The organism is Streptomyces pseudogriseolus (assembly GCA_002154585.1).
GTDB lineage: Bacteria > Actinomycetota > Actinomycetes > Streptomycetales > Streptomycetaceae > Streptomyces > Streptomyces pseudogriseolus.
On the sequence record MUNG01000727.1, the window covers coordinates 1 to 1,519 of the forward strand.

At 73.9% G+C, this 1,519-nt stretch carries 1 protein-coding gene; it reads left to right on the top strand.

The genetic code is table 11. The annotated features are described in order from the left end of the window. Positions 1-1,354 (top strand): amino acid permease (locus CCN29_RS34375; protein ID WP_107481776.1); only part of this gene is annotated, 1,354 nt, incomplete at its 5' end. Between the last annotated feature and the right edge of the window lie 165 nt (positions 1,355-1,519).

Consider the following 1,519-nt stretch of genomic DNA (forward strand, 5'->3'; position numbering starts at 1 on the left):
CCCCGGCGACACCCCCGACGGCGGAGGACGGCGCACCCGGCGCTTCGGGCTTCCCGTCGCCACCGCGCTGGTCATGGGCAACATCATCGGCGGCGGCATCTTCCTGCTCCCGGCCTCCATCGCCCCCTACGGCACCATCAGCCTCCTCGCCTTCGGCGTGCTGACCGTCGGCGCCGTCGCCCTGGCCCTGGTCTTCGGCCGCCTCGCCGAACGCGACCCCCGCACCGGCGGCCCGTACGTGTACGCCCGTGAGGCCTTCGGCGACTTCGCCGGGTTCCTCGCCGCCTGGGCGTACTGGATCACCACCTGGGTGTCGAACGCGGCGCTCGCCGTGGCCGCCGTCGGCTACCTCGACGTACTGATCCCCGTCGGCGAGCACCGCTGGACCGCCTGCCTCGCGGCCCTCGTCATCCAGTGGCTGCCCGCCCTCGCCAACTACGCCGGAACCCGCTACGTCGGCGCCGTCCAGGTGGTGTCCACGGTGCTGAAGCTGGTGCCGCTGGTGCTCGTCGCCGTCGGCGGGCTGTTCTTCTTCGACGCCGGCAACCTCGGACCCTTCCAGGCGAGCGGGGAGAGCGCGATGGGCGCGGTGTCCGCCGCGGCCGCCATCCTGCTCTTCTCCTACCTCGGCGTGGAATCCGCCGCCGTCAGCGCCGGCGAGGTGCGCGACGCCCGGCGCACCGTGGGCCGCGCCACCGTCATCGGCACCGCCGGCGCGGCGGTCGTCTACCTGCTCGGCACCCTCGTCGTCTTCGGCACGGTCGCCCACGACCGGCTCGTCGAGTCCGGCGCGCCCTTCTCCGACGCCGTCAACGGCATGTTCGGCGGGGCGTGGGGCGGCTGGGCCGTGGCGGTCGCCGCGCTCGTGTCGATGACCGGCTGCCTCAACGGCTGGACCCTGCTCAGCGCCCAGACCTCCTACGCCGCCGCCAAGGACGGGCTGTTCCCCGCCCCCCTGGCCCGCAAGCGGCGCGGCGTCCCGACGGTGGGCGTCGGCGTCACCGTGCTCCTCGCCTCGCTGCTCACCGTCTACAACTACGCCTTCGGCACGGCCCGGGTGTTCGAGACGCTGGTGCTGGTCACCACCTTCACCGCGACCGTGCCGTACCTGCTCGCCACGGCCGCGCAGCTCTTCCACCTCGTCTCCGGCCGGCGGGACCGCGTCGACCGCGGGCGCCTGGTGCGCGACCTGGTCGTCGCCTCGGTCGCCGCCGCGTTCTCGCTGTGGCTGGTCGCCGGCGCCGGATACGAGGCCGTCTACCAGGGTGTGCTGTTCCTTTTCGGCGGCGTGCTGGTCTACGCGGTCATGGCGGCCCGCAAGCAGCGGACGGCGGCCGGCACCGTCTCCCGGTGACCGGCAGGCACCGACGAGTTCTGGAGCGGGCTCGGGCAAATGGGGCAGCTTCCGGCGCAGGGCGTTGCCTCCGGACGGCCCGGCAGTTGATCCAGAACACGGCGCACGTGAGGCGGCCGGTCTCCCCGGCCGCCTCACGTGCTGCCGTACTGCCCCGTTCCCGCC